The organism is Pseudomonas sp. IT-P258, assembly GCF_949767825.1.
Taxonomy (GTDB): domain Bacteria; phylum Pseudomonadota; class Gammaproteobacteria; order Pseudomonadales; family Pseudomonadaceae; genus Aquipseudomonas; species Aquipseudomonas monachiensis.
In genome coordinates this window covers 200,973-214,303 of record NZ_CATKPU010000109.1, presented here as the reverse complement: position 1 = coordinate 214,303, position 13,331 = coordinate 200,973, and the positions used below count along the sequence as shown (strand labels likewise).

The following is a 13,331-nucleotide window of genomic DNA, read 5'->3' as shown; positions in this document are numbered from 1 at the left end:
ATGCATGACTCAACCCTGTCCCGGCACATTCGGCCAAAGGTCCGCTACCAGAAACAGACGTTCAGCCTCTTCCCAGTCGCCGCTGGCATTCTCGGTCAGGCGCACCAGCAACTGTGCTGGCGCCAAGGGGTCCAGTTCATCCAGCCACGCCTGCATCTGTCCGGGGTTCCAGGTGTGCTCGGCCGAATAATGCGCTGGCGCCAGCCAGGCGTGGCGGGGCAGGGGTTGCCAGCGACCGGGCGGACTCTGGGCCAACAACGCCGGCCAATCCTTTTGATGCAACCAGCGACCGCGCAAATGCTGCGGATGGGCACCCGATGGCGGGGCGGCCTGACCGGGCCACGGATACAGCAAGTACCCGCCCAGCCACAAATGCGCACTGAAGGCCTGGATATCCAGCGCCGCCAGCACTTCACGGCTCTCGGGGCGCGCGGAAATCGGCAATTGATGCTGGCTCAGGTGGGCCAGTTTGCGGTCGAGCCGGTCGTGGCAGCCCGGGCCCAGCCATTGGGAGGTGTCGTGTCCGTCGCCGGATTGCGGGCCGAGGTAGAGCTTGATCGCAAGTTCCAGGTGGTGCACGCCGTCGCGGTCGCGCAGCAGCATGTCCAGTTCACCCAGGGTGTGCCCCTCGCGGCGAATCGGCAGGTTGGCGGCAATCAGTTCAATGCCTGGAGCATGCTCCACGGCGAATTGCCAGAGGCGTTCGTAGTACAGGCCCAGGCGCCGGGTTCGGGCCTGGGCGAGCCAGTGCAGCAGGCCATAACTGTCCCGGTCCAGCTGCCGCAGCCAATGTTCCAGCCGATCCGGAGCCTGCACCCAGTCGCTGCCGGCCAGCGGGTGGCGCTGCGGCCACGGGGTATCGTCCAGCATGGGCGGCGCGAGGATGACCCACGCCAGGTCACGCACTTCGGGATGGCGTAACTGATGGGGCAGGTGGAGCAAATCGGGAAATAGCATCATCTTGCGAGCATAGCCCGAAACCCGGGCACACCCTTGAAGCTGAAAGGATTTTGTCTACGGGCGGCTTTCGCCCATAATCGTGGTTTTCGCCGCCACGCAGATCCCCGCAGGAGCCCCATGGAGCAATTTCGCAATATCGGCATCATCGGTCGCCTGGGCAGTTCCCAGGTGCTGGATACCGTCCGCCGACTGAAACGGTTTCTGCTCGATCGTCATCTGCACGTGATCCTCGAAGACACCATCGCCGAAGTGCTGCCAGGGCACGGCTTGCAAACTTCGTCGCGCAAGATGCTCGGCGAAGTCTGCGACATGGTCATTGTGGTCGGTGGTGACGGCAGCCTGCTCGGTGCCGCCCGTGCGCTGGCCAAGCACAATATTCCGGTGCTCGGTATCAACCGCGGCAGCCTGGGCTTTCTCACCGACATCCGTCCCGATGAGCTGGAAACCAAGGTCGCCGAAGTGCTGGACGGCCACTATCTGGTGGAAAACCGCTTCCTGTTGCAGGCCGAAGTCCGGCGCCATGGCGAGGCCATCGGCCAGGGCGATGCACTCAATGATGTGGTGCTGCACCCAGGTAAATCCACGCGAATGATCGAATTCGAACTGTACATCGACGGCCAGTTCGTCTGCAGCCAGAAGGCCGACGGCCTGATCGTTGCCACGCCGACCGGTTCCACCGCCTATGCGTTGTCCGCCGGCGGGCCGATCATGCATCCCAAGCTCGACGCTATTGTGATTGTGCCGATGTACCCCCATACCTTGTCGGGTAGACCGATCGTGGTCGATGGCAACAGTGAGCTGAAAATCGTCGTGTCCAAGGATATGCAGATTTACCCGCAAGTCTCGTGCGACGGGCAGAACCACTTCACCTGCGCGCCGGGCGACACCATCACCGTCAGCAAGAAAGCCCAGAAACTGCGGCTGATTCACCCGCTGGACCACAATTACTACGAAGTCTGCCGGACCAAGCTCGGCTGGGGCAGCAAGTTGGGGGGTGGAGGCGACTGATGCTCGATCCCGCGCGTAGCTACGACCTGATCGGTGACGTGCACGGTTGCGCCCTGACCCTGGAGCACTTGCTCGACCGACTCGGTTATCACAAACAGGGTGGCGTCTGGCGGCATGCCTCGCGCATGGCGGTGTTCGTCGGCGATATCATCGACCGCGGCCCGCGGATTCGCGAGGCACTGCACATCGTCCACGACATGGTCGAGGCCGGTCAGGCGCTGTGCATCATGGGCAACCACGAGTTCAATGCGCTGGGCTGGGCGACGCCGGCGTTGCCCGGCAGCGGCAAGCAGTTCGTGCGCGAGCACACGCCGCGCCATGCCCGCTTGCTGCACGAAACCCTGACCCAGTTCGAAAACCATCCGGGCGACTGGCACGACTTCCAGCAATGGTTCTACCAGTTGCCATTGTTCGTCGATGCCGGGCGTTTTCGCGTGGTCCACGCCTGCTGGGACGCCGGGTTGATCGAGCCGCTGCGGGCATTGTTCCCCAACGGTTGCGTCGACGAGCATTTTGTCCAGGCGTCGGCGGAGTCGGGCTCTTTTGCCTGCACCGTATTCGACCGGCTGTTGCGCGGTACGGACATGCGCTTGCCCCATGGCCTGACCATGACCAGCGGCGACGGCCTGGTGCGCTCGTTCTTCCGGACCAAGTTCTGGGAAGACGATCCGAAAACCTACGGCGATATCGTGTTCCAGCCGGATGCACTGCCCGAACCCGTGGCCCGGACCCCGTTGACGTCCACTGAAAAGAACAGTTTGCTGCGCTACGGCATCGATGAGCCGCTGTTGTTCGTCGGCCATTACTGGCGCAGCGGCAAGCCGGCACCGATCCGGCCGAACCTGGCCTGCCTGGATTACAGCGCGGTGCTGTACGGCAAACTGGTTGCCTACCGACTGGATCAGGAAACCCGCCTGGATCCGCAAAAATTCGTCTGGGTCGATGTCGAGCGGCCGGAGGTGCTGCAATGAGTGCTGTAGCGGTATTGCGTCTGCCCCTGGCGGTGGACTTGAGCGGGTTCGTCACCCTGCTCAAGCGCATGCAAGTGCCCCACCGGGTCAGCGAAGAAGCTGGCGAGCAGGTGCTGTGGGTGCCGGACAACATCAGCGAAGACGTGCGTGCGTTGTACGAACGTTTTCCGGCGGGCGATCCCGACCAGCAACTGGACATTCCGGTGGCGCAAACCGTCAAGCGCCCGGGCTTCGTCGAGCAGTTGAAATACGCCAGGGCCACTGCGCTGGTATTGCTGCTGAGCATGATCGTCGGCGCGGTCACCTTGCTCGGCGACAACCTTGAAACGCTGCGCTGGCTGACCTTCCTCGAATTCCGCGTGGTCGGCGAGTACATCCATTTCACGCCACTGGCCGACAGCCTGGCGGCGGGGCAATGGTGGCGCCTGGTCACGCCGATGCTGATCCACTTCGGCATCCTGCACCTGGCGATGAACGGCATGTGGTACTGGGAACTGGGGCGGCGCATCGAGTCGCGCCAGGGCAGTATCAACCTGATCGGCCTGACCTTGCTGTTCAGCCTGGTGTCCAACTTCGCCCAGTATTTGTTCAGCGGCCCGACCCTGTTCGGCGGTTTGTCCGGCGTACTGTACGGCCTGCTCGGGCATTGCTGGATCTTCCAGCTGCTGGCGCCGAACCCGGCCTATCGCCTGCCGCGTGGCGTGCTGGTGATGATGCTGGTGTGGTTGCTGCTGTGCCTGTCCGGGCTGGTGTCGATGATCGGCTTCGGCGAAATCGCCAACGCGGCCCACGTCAGCGGGTTACTCATCGGATGCTTCACCGGTTTGTTGGGCGGTTTGTATAACCGCCGTAAACTGGCCGCCTAATTTAAGAACATGCAATAAAGAGACGGAGACCCAATGTCCTCTTTTAACGAAATGATCAACAACATCACTCCCGATATCTACGAGAGCCTGAAACTGGCCGTGGAAATCGGCAAATGGTCCGACGGTGGCAAGCTCACCGCCGAACAACGCGAGCTGTCGCTGCAGGCGATGATCGCCTGGGAAATCCAGAACCTGCCCGAGGACCAGCGCACCGGTTACATGGGCCCGCAGGAATGCAGCTCGAAGTCGATTCAAGTGCCCAATATCCTGTTCAAGTCGGATGCCATCCATTGATCGAGATTGGCCGCGGTGCAATCAGCAAAATGTCGGCGCGCCTGGACGGGCCGAACGTGCAATACGCTTTCCGTCTGGGCGAAACCGAGGTTCCGGTCAATCCGTTGATCGGCACCACGGTGCGCCTGGAATACCTGGGGGCGATCCACTGCACCCATTGCGGACGCAAGACCAAGACCAGTTTCAGCCAGGGTTACTGCTACCCGTGCATGACCAAGCTGGCCCAGTGCGACGTGTGCATCATGAGCCCGGAGCGCTGCCACTTCGAGGCCGGCACTTGCCGGGAACCTGAGTGGGGCGAGAAGTTCTGCATGACCGATCACGTGGTGTACCTGGCCAACTCGTCGGGGGTGAAAGTCGGGATTACCCGCGCCACCCAGTTGCCGACCCGCTGGCTCGACCAGGGTGCGAGCCAGGCCTTGCCGATCATGCGCGTCTCGACCCGCCAGCAGTCCGGCTTCGTCGAAGACCTGTTCCGCAGTCAGGTGGCCGACAAGACCAACTGGCGTGCTTTGCTCAAGGGCGATGCGGCGGCGGTGAACCTGGCCGAAGTCCGCGATCGACTGTTCGAGAGCTGCGCTGAAGGCTTGCTCGGGTTGCAGCAGCGATTTGGCTTGCAAGCGATCCAGCCGGTGACCGACGTCGAACCGTTGGAAATCCGCTACCCGGTCGAGCAGTACCCGGCGAAGATCGTCAGCTTCAACCTGGACAAGAACCCGATTGCCGAAGGCACGCTGATGGGGGTCAAGGGCCAATACCTGATCTTCGATACCGGCGTGATCAACATTCGTAAATACACGGCTTACCAGCTCGCCGTGCATCAGTAAGGACTCCAGCATGCGCACCGAACAACCGAAGATGATCTACCTCAAGGACTATCAGGCGCCCGAGTACCTGATCGACGAAACACACCTGACCTTCGAGTTGTACGAGGACCACAGCCTGGTCCATGCGCAACTGGTGATGCGCCGCAACCCCGAGCGTGGTCCGGGCCTGCCGCCGCTGGTGCTGGACGGCCAGCAGCTGGAACTGCTGTCGGTCACCCTGGCCGACCAGGCGCTTTCAGAGGCGCAGTATCAGCTGACCGAGAATCACCTGACCCTGCACCCGACCAGCACCACTTTCACGGTCGACACCAGCGTCCGGATCCACCCGGAAACCAACACTGCGCTCGAAGGCCTGTACAAGTCCGGCACGATGTTCTGCACCCAGTGCGAGGCCGAAGGCTTTCGCAAGATCACCTATTACCTCGACCGCCCGGACGTGATGAGCACCTTCACCACCACGGTCGTCGCCGAACAACACAGCTATCCGGTGCTGCTGTCCAACGGCAACCCGATCGCTTCCGGTCCCGGTGAAGAAGGCCGGCACTGGGCGACCTGGGAAGACCCGTTCAAGAAGCCGGCGTACCTGTTCGCGCTGGTGGCCGGTGACCTGTGGTGCGTCGAAGACAGCTTCACCACCATGAGCGAGCGTAATGTGGCGCTGCGCATTTATGTCGAGCCGGAAAACATCGACAAGTGCCAGCACGCCATGAACAGCCTGAAGAAGTCCATGCGCTGGGACGAAGAGGTCTACGGTCGCGAGTACGACCTGGATATCTTCATGATCGTCGCTGTGAATGACTTCAACATGGGTGCCATGGAGAACAAGGGCCTCAACATCTTCAACTCCAGCGCCGTGCTGGCCAAGGCGGAAACCGCTACCGATGCCGCGCACCAGCGGGTCGAGGCGATCGTCGCCCACGAATACTTTCACAACTGGTCGGGCAACCGCGTGACCTGCCGCGACTGGTTCCAGTTGTCGCTCAAGGAAGGCTTCACGGTGTTCCGCGATGCCGGTTTCTCCTCGGACATGAACTCGGCCACGGTCAAGCGCATCCAGGACGTGGCGTACCTGCGCACCCACCAGTTCGCCGAAGACGCCGGCCCCATGGCCCACGCCGTGCGCCCGGACAGCTTTATCGAGATTTCCAACTTCTACACCCTGACCGTGTACGAAAAGGGCTCGGAAGTGGTCGGCATGATCCACACCTTGCTCGACGCCGAAGGCTTTCGCAAAGGCAGCGACCTGTACTTCGAACGTCACGACGGCCAGGCCGTGACCTGCGATGACTTCATCAAGGCCATGGAAGATGCCAATGGCGTTGACCTGTCCCAGTTCAAGCGTTGGTACAGCCAGGCCGGTACACCGCGGCTGGCGGTAACCGAGTCCTACGACGCCGCCGCGAAAACCTACAGCCTGACGTTCCGCCAGAGCTGTCCGCAAACCCCGGACAAGGTTGAAAAACTGCCGTTCGTGATCCCGGTCGAACTGGGCCTGCTGGATTCCAAAGGCGCGGCTATTGCCCTGCGTCTGTCCGGTGAAGCTACCGCCCAAGGCACCTCGCGGGTCATTTCGGTGACTGAAGCCGAGCAGACCTTCACCTTCGTCGACATCGCCGGACAACCGCTACCGTCGTTGCTGCGCGGCTTCTCGGCACCGGTGAAGCTGAGCTTCCCGTACAACCGCGACCAGTTGATGTTCCTGATGCAGCACGACAGCGACGGCTTCAACCGCTGGGATGCTGGCCAGCAATTGTCGGTGCAGGTGCTGCAAGAGTTGATCGGCCAGCAGCAGAAGGGCGAAGCGCTGGTACTCGATCAGCGTCTGGTGTCGGCGCTGCGCACGGTGCTCTCTGACGAGTCGCTGGATCAGGCCATGGTCGCCGAAATGCTCTCGCTGCCAAGCGAAGCCTACTTGACCGAAATCAGCGACGTGGCGGACGTCGAAGCGATTCACACCGCCCGCGAGTTTGCCCGCAAGCAATTGGCCGATGCGTTGTTCGAAGGCCTGTGGCTGCGTTACCAGGCCAACCGCGAGTTGTCGAAGCAGACTCCGTACGTGGCCGAGGCCGAGCACTTCGCTCGCCGCGCGTTGCAGAACATCGCATTGTCCTACCTGATGCTCAGCGGCAAGCCGGAAGTTCTGGCGGCAACCCTGGAGCAGTTCGATGCGTGCGACAACATGACCGAGCGCCTGACCGCGCTGGCCGTGCTGGTCAACTCACCCTTTGAAGCCGAGAAGGCCAAGGCGCTGGCCAGCTTCGCCGAGCACTTCAAGGACAACCCGCTGGTCATGGATCAGTGGTTCAGCGTGCAGGCCGGCAGTGTATTGCCGGGCGGTCTGGAGCGTGTGAAAGCGCTGATGCAGCACCCGGCGTTCAACATCAAGAACCCGAACAAGGTGCGGGCGCTGGTCGGTGCGTTTGCCGGGCAGAACCTGATCAACTTCCACGCGGCCGACGGTTCGGGGTATCGCTTCCTGGCGGATCTGGTGATCGAGTTGAATGGCTTTAATCCGCAGATTGCTTCTCGGCAGTTGGTGCCTTTGACTCGCTGGCGCAAGTACGACAGTGCTCGTCAGGCTTTGATGAAGGGGGAGTTGGAGCGGATTCGGGCTTCGGGGCAGTTGTCCAGTGATGTGTTTGAAGTGGTCAGCAAGAGTTTGGCCTGAGTCTGCTGTTGACCTTGGCGGCCTTTGGGCCGACCAGGGTCATGGGTTGATTGAGTACATATCCGTTTCTTCGGTAGCGGCGGCTGGCGGTTTCGCCCTTACGGCGAGTCCCTTTTGGCAAACGCCCCAAAAGGAACCAAAAGGTCTCGCCCCTTACGTACGGCCCCTCGCTGGGGCTCGGGGTTCCTTCGCTGCGGTATTCATCCGGGGGCATTGCCCTCCGGTCGGCTTCGCTTCGACCTACATGCAATGAGTTCGACTGCGTCGAACGGCGCTGCGCGCCAATCCCCGGATAAACACCTGCGCTCAGCCTTCCGAGGGGGCGGGTGGATCAAGATCAAAAGCTGCAGGCGAGCTAACGCTCGGCCTGATGAGTGGTGAAGAGCGGCGCGGTGTACGCGCTCTGCCTTTGCTCTTCTGTGGGAGCGAGCCTGCTCGCGATGGCGGCCTGTCAGCCGACCAATTTCTTCCGAATGTACCCAGCCCAACTGCAGAAGCGAGCCTGCTCGCGAAGGCGGCCCGACAGTCGACCGAAACCTTGCAGATGTACTGAGTACCTGTGGGAGCGAGCTTGCTCGCGATGGCGGCCTGCCAGCCGACCGAGTCCCATCTGCTTGCACCGGGATTTTCAGAGATCCATAGCTGCTTTGGCTTTGGCTTTGGCTTTGGCTTTGGCTTTGGCTTTGGCTTTTGATCTTGATCTTGATCTGGTTTTTGATCTTTTGCCCCTTCGGCAGGCCGAGCGTAGGTGTTCATCAGGGGGTAGGCGCGCAGCGCCGTTCGACGAAGTCGAACACATCGAGAGGAGGTCGTCGCGAAGCAGACCGGAGGCGATGCCCCCTGATGGACACCGTAGCGAGGGAACACCGAGCCTTGGCGAGGTGCCGTACGTCGGGGCAAAGCCTTTTGCTTACTTTTCGGCGTTTGGAAAAGTGAGTCGCTGTAAGAGCGAAACCGTCAGCAGCCGTTACCGCAGCAACGGATATGTACACCGATTGGATAAGTAGCCGTTACGACAGCAACGGATATGTACTCCGAACATCAAACATCAAACCCCAAACCCCAAACCCCAAACCCCAAAACCGCAATCACCCCACCTGATACCCAACCATTCAGAACAACCCCCCATCCCCCCGGTTAACAAAACATAACGTGGCGTCGATTGTCAGACATGAAAAAACACCGATAGGATAAGCCAGCTTCCGAAGGGGCTCTGGATTGCGGGTTTCAGGACTATGCTCTGAAACAGCCGGTCCAGACACGCACCCTTGCGGCGCCCAGAAAGGTTGAACGACCTAACAATAATAATGGGAGAAGGTCTATGAGTGAGCCTGTCATGGGTGTGGGTATCTGCCGCCCGCCGGCACTACGCAAATTCGCGTTGCTGGCCACAGCGCTCTCGCTGTTGGGCTCTGCCATGCTGTCGGCGCCTGCGCTGGCCGCGGCGGCGCCAGCATCCGATGTTGTTTATTCCATTGAATCCGCCAAGGCTGCCAAAAGCCTGATGCTCGATGTCGTCCACGCCGGCAAGCGCCTGGTGGCGGTCGGGGATCGTGGGCACATCCTGTATTCCGATGACCAGGGCGCTACCTGGACCCAGGCCAAGGTCCCGACCCGGGCCCTGCTGACGTCGGTGTTTTTCGTCGATGACAAGCACGGCTGGGCCGTCGGTCATGACGCGCAGATCCTCGCCAGCGAGGACGGCGGCGCGACCTGGACCAAGCAATTCGAAGATCTGACACGCGAATCGCCGCTGCTCGATGTCTGGTTCAAGGACGTTGACAGTGGCTTTGCCGTGGGCGCCTACGGCTCTCTGATGGAAACCACCGACGGTGGCAAGCATTGGGAAGACGCCAGCGATCGCCTGGACAACGAAGACCAGTACCACCTGAATTCGATCGCTGCGGTCAAGGACGCCGGGCTGTTCATCGTCGGCGAGCAGGGCAGCATGTTCCGTTCCGCGGACTGGGGCCAGACCTGGGAGAAACTCGAAGGTCCGTACGAAGGCTCGCTGTTCGGCGTGATCGGCACGGCGCAGCCCAATACGCTGCTGGCCTACGGTCTGCGCGGTAACCTTTACCGTTCCACGGACTTTGGCAGCAACTGGGAGCAGGTCGAGCTCAAGGCTGAACGTGGCGACCTGGAGTTCGGGCTGTCCGGCGGTACGCTGCTCGACGACGGTTCCATCGTGATCGTCGGCAACGGCGGCTCGGTGATTCGCAGCAGCGACAATGGCGAAACCTTCAAGGTGGTCAACCGTCCGGACCGTATTTCGGTTTCGGCAGTGACGGCGGCAGGCAATGGCAATCTGGTTCTGGCCGGGCAGGGCGGCGTTCGCGTCACCTCGCCAAGCGGCACCGAGCTTGGCAAATAAAAAGCGGGCAAATGAGTCGAGCTAATAATAACAAGGCGGGCGTATGACCTCTTTAAGTACTCATCACCAGGACAAGGCGACGTTCCTCGAGCGCCTGATCTTCAACAACCGCCCGGCAGTGATCACGATCTGCCTGCTGGTCAGTATTTTCCTGTTCTGGCAGGCGACGCTGATCCGTCCGTCCACCAGCTTCGAAAAAATGATCCCGCTGGAGCATCCCTTCATCCAGAAGATGATGGAGCACCGCAACGATCTGGCGAACCTGGGCAACACCGTGCGGATCTCGGTGGAAGCCACCGATGGCGACATCTTCTCCAAGGAGTACATGGAGACCTTGCGTCAGATCAACGACGAAGTGTTCTACATCTCCGGTGTCGACCGTTCCGGCCTCAAGTCGCTGTGGAGCCCGAGCATTCGCTGGACCGAAGTGACTGAAGAGGGCTTCGCCGGCGGTGAAGTGATTCCGCAGAGCTACAATGGCTCCCAGGCCAGCCTCGACTTGCTGCGCAACAACGTGCTCAAGTCCGGTCAGGTCGGACGGTTGGTGTCCAACGATTTCAAGTCGAGCATCGTCGACATTCCATTGCTGGAGTCCTACCCGGACCCGCAGGACCAGGGCAAGCTGCTGGCGCTGGACTATCGCCAGTTCTCTCACGAGCTTGAAGACAAGATCCGCACCAAGTTCGAAGCACAGAACCCGAACGTGAAGATCCACATTGTCGGTTTTGCCAAGAAAGTCGGTGACCTGATCGATGGCCTGGTGATGGTGGTCATGTTCTTCGGCATCGCCTTCGTCATCACCCTGATCCTCCTGCTGTGGTTCACCAACTGCCTGCGCAGTACCGTCGCCGTGTTGAGCACGACGCTGGTGGCAGTGGTCTGGCAACTGGGCTTGATGCACTTCTTCGGCTTCGGGCTCGACCCCTATTCGATGCTGGTGCCGTTCCTGATTTTCGCCATCGGTATTTCCCACGGCGTACAGAAGATCAACGGGATCGCCCTGCAATCGAGCGAGGCGGACAACGCCCTCACGGCGGCGCGCCGTACGTTCCGTCAATTGTTCCTGCCGGGGATGATCGCGATCCTCGCCGATGCCGTGGGTTTCATCACGCTGTTGATCATCGATATCGGTGTGATCCGTGAACTGGCCATCGGCGCATCCATCGGTGTGGCGGTGATCGTGTTCACCAACCTGATCCTGCTGCCGGTGGCGATTTCCTATGTCGGCATCAGCAAGCGTGCGGTCGAGCGCAGCAAGAAAGACGCGGTGCGCGAGCATCCGTTCTGGCGCCTGCTGTCGAACTTCGCCAGCGCCAAGGTTGCCCCGGTTTCCATTCTGCTGGCATTGATCGCCTTTGGCGGCGGCCTGTGGTACAGCCAGAACCTGAAAATCGGCGACCTCGACCAGGGTGCACCGGAACTGCGTCCGGACTCGCGCTACAACAAGGACAACAACTTCATCATCAACAACTACTCCACCAGCTCCGATGTGTTGGTGGTGATGGTCAAGACCAAGTCCGAAGGCTGCTCGCGCTATGAAGCCATGGCGCCGATCGACGAGCTGATGTGGAAGATGCAGAACACCGAGGGCGTGCAGTCGGCGATTTCCCTGGTGACCGTGTCCAAGCAAATGATCAAGGGCATGAACGAGGGCAACCTGAAATGGGAAACCCTGTCGCGCAATCCTGATGTGCTGAACAACTCCATTGCCCGCGCCGACGGCCTGTACAACAACAGCTGTTCCCTGGCGCCGGTGCTGGTGTTCCTCAACGATCACAAGGCCGAGACCCTGGATCGCGCGGTGCATGCGGTGCAGGAGTTCGCCAAGGAAAACAACAAGGAAGGCCTGGAGTTCATCCTCGCCGCCGGTAACGCCGGGATCGAGGCGGCCACCAACGAGGTAATCAAGAAGTCCGAGCTGACCATCCTGATCCTGGTGTACATCTGTGTGGCGGTCATGTGCATGATCACCTTCCGTTCGTGGGCGGCGACATTGTGCATCGTGCTGCCGCTGGTGCTGACCTCGGTACTCGGCAACGCCCTGATGGCCTTCATGGGCATCGGCGTGAAAGTCGCGACCCTGCCGGTCGTGGCGCTCGGGGTGGGGATTGGCGTGGACTACGGCATCTACATCTACAGTCGCCTGGAAAGCTTCCTGCGTGCCGGCCTGCCGCTGCAAGAGGCGTACTACCAGACGCTGAAGTCCACCGGTAAGGCGGTGCTGTTCACCGGCCTGTGCCTGGCCATCGGCGTGTGCACCTGGATCTTCTCGGCCATCAAGTTCCAGGCCGACATGGGCCTGATGCTGACCTTCATGTTGCTGTGGAACATGTTCGGTGCGCTGTGGCTGTTGCCGGCACTGGCGCGATTCCTGATCAAGCCCGAGAAACTGGCGGGGCAGAAGGGCAATTCGTTGTTTGCCCACTGATCCATGCTGAAATGAAAAAGCCGCAACCTCAGGGTTGCGGCTTTTTTATTTGGGCGAAGATCAAAAGATCGCAGCCTTCGGCAGCTCCTACATTGATCGAATACACCCACAATTAATCGGTGTAGGCAATCCCACGTAGGAGCTGCCGAAGGCTGCGATCTTTTGACTTTGCCATTACGAAGGATCGCTACCCAAAACCACATTCAACGCACTGCGCGCATCATCGAGTTGCACCAGCGTCGCATGCCGCGCGCCTAGGGCATCGCGGTTTTCGATGGCGGTCAGGATCGCCTTGTGCCGGGGCAGCGCCAGTTCATGCAGGTTCGGCCGCTGGTTGGAATGCTTCAAGGCTTCGGCGATGGCCACCGAGAGCATGTTGCACAGGTTGGCCAGCAGGTCGTTGTGCGTGGCATCGGCGATGCGACTGTGGAAGTCCAGGTCCGGCTGCAACAGAGCCTCCGGCGTCGGCGCGGCTTCCATGCGCTGGTAGGCCTCACCGATGGAGGCAATGTCCGCTTCCGTGGCGAATTGCGCGGCGAGGGCGGCAGCGGCCGGTTCGATGATGCTGCGCACGCTGGTCAGCAGGTCGAAAAACTGATTCTGCGGACTGCTTTGCATCAACCAGTGCAGCACGTCCGGATCGAGCATGTGCCAGTCCTTGCGCGGCTTGACCACGGTGCCGACCCGCGGGCGGGAATACACCAGGCCCTTGGCGACCAGGACCCGGGTGGCCTCACGCAACACCGGTCGGCTGACCGCATATTCTTCGCACAACAGCGCTTCGGCGGGCAGCTTGTCGTCCGGCAGGAAACGTCCCGAGACGATCTGCATGCCCAGCTCCTGGACGATGCGCGAGTGCATGCTTTTGCGGTCGGAGGGTTTGCGGTAATCCATGGGAAACGGCGCGGTCCTGTGCGAATAGGTGTCGCGCATGA

10 protein-coding genes are annotated in these 13,331 nt (G+C 60.9%); 8 read left to right on the top strand and 2 right to left on the bottom strand.

The annotated features are described in order from the left end of the window. Positions 1 to 9: 9 nt before the first annotated feature. Positions 10 to 960 carry a DUF1853 family protein gene (locus ACM6G4_RS28325; protein ID WP_056727630.1) on the bottom strand — a complete coding sequence of 317 codons (951 nt, stop codon included), beginning with the start codon at positions 958 to 960 and terminating at the stop codon, positions 10 to 12. 117 nt (positions 961 to 1,077) lie between these two features. Between ACM6G4_RS28325 and ACM6G4_RS28320 the strand changes: the two genes are divergently transcribed. From ACM6G4_RS28320 to ACM6G4_RS28285, 8 genes are all read left to right on the top strand, one after another. After that, complete coding sequence (locus tag ACM6G4_RS28320; protein ID WP_008016128.1) at positions 1,078 to 1,968, top strand: NAD(+) kinase; 891 nt, start codon at positions 1,078 to 1,080, stop codon at positions 1,966 to 1,968. Then, the gene (locus tag ACM6G4_RS28315) at positions 1,968 to 2,939 is read left to right on the top strand and encodes a metallophosphoesterase (protein ID WP_223542567.1); all 972 of its coding nucleotides are present in this window, start codon (positions 1,968 to 1,970) and stop codon (positions 2,937 to 2,939) included. The genes ACM6G4_RS28320 and ACM6G4_RS28315 overlap by 1 nt, the downstream gene beginning before the upstream one ends. Further along, on the top strand, positions 2,936 to 3,805 hold the full coding sequence (locus ACM6G4_RS28310; protein WP_056727625.1) for a rhomboid family intramembrane serine protease: 870 nt from the start codon (positions 2,936 to 2,938) through the stop codon (positions 3,803 to 3,805). Before ACM6G4_RS28315 ends, ACM6G4_RS28310 begins: the two co-directional genes overlap by 4 nt. A 33-nt stretch (positions 3,806 to 3,838) precedes the next feature. Then, on the top strand, positions 3,839 to 4,099 hold the full coding sequence (locus ACM6G4_RS28305) for a YeaC family protein (protein ID WP_056727623.1): 261 nt from the start codon (positions 3,839 to 3,841) through the stop codon (positions 4,097 to 4,099). After that, positions 4,096 to 4,926: a DUF2797 domain-containing protein gene (locus ACM6G4_RS28300; RefSeq protein WP_056727622.1), complete on the top strand. Its 831-nt coding sequence runs from the start codon at positions 4,096 to 4,098 to the stop codon at positions 4,924 to 4,926. The genes ACM6G4_RS28305 and ACM6G4_RS28300 overlap by 4 nt, the downstream gene beginning before the upstream one ends. 10 nt (positions 4,927 to 4,936) lie before the next feature. Continuing rightward, on the top strand, positions 4,937 to 7,594 hold the full coding sequence (gene pepN / locus ACM6G4_RS28295) for an aminopeptidase N (RefSeq protein ID WP_414915095.1): 2,658 nt from the start codon (positions 4,937 to 4,939) through the stop codon (positions 7,592 to 7,594). A 1,321-nt stretch (positions 7,595 to 8,915) separates the two neighbouring features. Further along, positions 8,916 to 9,968 carry a WD40/YVTN/BNR-like repeat-containing protein gene (locus tag ACM6G4_RS28290; protein ID WP_414915094.1) on the top strand — a complete coding sequence of 351 codons (1,053 nt, stop codon included), beginning with the start codon at positions 8,916 to 8,918 and terminating at the stop codon, positions 9,966 to 9,968. 43 nt (positions 9,969 to 10,011) lie between these two features. Further along, a complete protein-coding gene (locus tag ACM6G4_RS28285) occupies positions 10,012 to 12,396 on the top strand; it encodes an efflux RND transporter permease subunit (protein WP_056727616.1) in 2,385 nt (794 codons plus the stop codon). 174 nt (positions 12,397 to 12,570) lie between these two features. On the opposite strand, the gene ACM6G4_RS28280 is transcribed toward ACM6G4_RS28285, so the two are convergent. Beyond that, positions 12,571 to 13,290, bottom strand: coding sequence for a FadR/GntR family transcriptional regulator (locus ACM6G4_RS28280; protein WP_156385876.1), 720 nt, complete (start codon positions 13,288 to 13,290; stop codon positions 12,571 to 12,573). Positions 13,291 to 13,331 lie beyond the last annotated feature (41 nt).

Coding starts and splice junctions, on each gene's coding strand:
- ACM6G4_RS28325 (WP_056727630.1), bottom strand. CDS start 960: ATGATGCTATTTCCCGATTTGCTCCACCTGCCCCATCAGTTACGCCAT.
- ACM6G4_RS28320 (WP_008016128.1), top strand. CDS start 1,078: ATGGAGCAATTTCGCAATATCGGCATCATCGGTCGCCTGGGCAGTTCC.
- ACM6G4_RS28315 (WP_223542567.1), top strand. CDS start 1,968: ATGCTCGATCCCGCGCGTAGCTACGACCTGATCGGTGACGTGCACGGT.
- ACM6G4_RS28310 (WP_056727625.1), top strand. CDS start 2,936: ATGAGTGCTGTAGCGGTATTGCGTCTGCCCCTGGCGGTGGACTTGAGC.
- ACM6G4_RS28305 (WP_056727623.1), top strand. CDS start 3,839: ATGTCCTCTTTTAACGAAATGATCAACAACATCACTCCCGATATCTAC.
- pepN (WP_414915095.1), top strand. CDS start 4,937: ATGCGCACCGAACAACCGAAGATGATCTACCTCAAGGACTATCAGGCG.
- ACM6G4_RS28290 (WP_414915094.1), top strand. CDS start 8,916: ATGAGTGAGCCTGTCATGGGTGTGGGTATCTGCCGCCCGCCGGCACTA.
- ACM6G4_RS28285 (WP_056727616.1), top strand. CDS start 10,012: ATGACCTCTTTAAGTACTCATCACCAGGACAAGGCGACGTTCCTCGAG.
- ACM6G4_RS28280 (WP_156385876.1), bottom strand. CDS start 13,290: ATGGATTACCGCAAACCCTCCGACCGCAAAAGCATGCACTCGCGCATC.